Genomic DNA, 1110 nt, shown 5'->3' with positions numbered 1-1110 from the left:
TAACATCATTATTTCTCTTGTTTTGGAAACTAATACTCATATCGAGATTCATGCAAAACTTGATTATTCTGCACCACCATGCCCTCATTGCCATGGAATGATGATCAAGTACGACTTTCAAAAATCTTCTAAAATCCCTCTTCTTGAACAAGCTGGAACTCCAACACTACTACGTCTGAAGAAACGTCGCTTCCAGTGTAAAGTGTGTAAGAGAGTAACGGTGGCTGAAACCTCAATCGTTGAGAAAAACCACCAAATCTCCAACCTTATCCGACAAAAGGTTGCACAACTTCTAACTGAGAAGGTATCACTAACGGATATTGCCAGAAGACTTCGTGTATCGACGTCCACTGTCTATCGTAAACTTGACCAGTTTACTTTCAAGGAACATTATGACAAACTCCCAGCTGTTATGTCCTGGGATGAGTTTGGGTTCAAGAAAGGTGAACTCGCTTTTGTGGCTCAAAACTATGAGACCAACAAACTCATAACCATCCTTGATAATCGCTGCCAAACTACTATACGAAACTATTTTTTGAAGTATCCATTGAAAGTCCGACAACAGGTACAGTTTATCACGATGGACATGTCAGGAGCTTATATTCCACTGGCTCGCAAACTCTTCCCTAACGCCAAAATTGTTCTTGATCGATTTCACATTATCCAGCACCTTGGACGTGCCTTTTTAAAGACAAGAATTGCCATTATGAATCAGTTTGATAAGAAGTCACTACCTTATCGAGCTTTAAAAAATCACTGGAGACTCTTCCAAAAGGACAGCCGTAAGTTATCTCTCAACCCTTTTTACTCAAAGACCTTCCATCAAACATTATGCCCACATGAAGTCGTTGAGAAGACACTGAATTTCTCAGAAGAACTCTCCAATTATTATAACCTCTATCAGCTTTTGCTTTTTCACTTTCAGGAGAAGAGGGGGAATGAGTTTTTTGAACTCATAGAGGAGAATATAAGCAAGGTCAATCATTACTTCAAAACAGTCTTTAGGACTTTTCGTAAACATAAACAATACATCAAAAATGCACTAGAAACACATTACTCAAATGCAAAATTGGAGGGGACCAATAAGCTTATCAAAGATATTAAACGTCT

The 1110-nt window shown here is 38.6% G+C and carries 1 protein-coding gene; it reads left to right on the top strand.

Features of this window, described 5'->3' with window-relative positions; genetic code table 11:
* The coding region (locus O3670_RS10930; RefSeq protein ID WP_371596174.1) for an ISL3 family transposase at window positions 1-1110 on the top strand (1110 nt) is incomplete at both ends.

It is taken from the genome of Streptococcus sp. 27098_8_74, from assembly GCF_041431705.1.
In the GTDB taxonomy this organism is placed as follows: domain Bacteria; phylum Bacillota; class Bacilli; order Lactobacillales; family Streptococcaceae; genus Streptococcus; species Streptococcus salivarius_E.
Note: the sequence above shows the minus strand (reverse complement) of the source record. Positions and strands in the feature narration are given on the sequence as shown.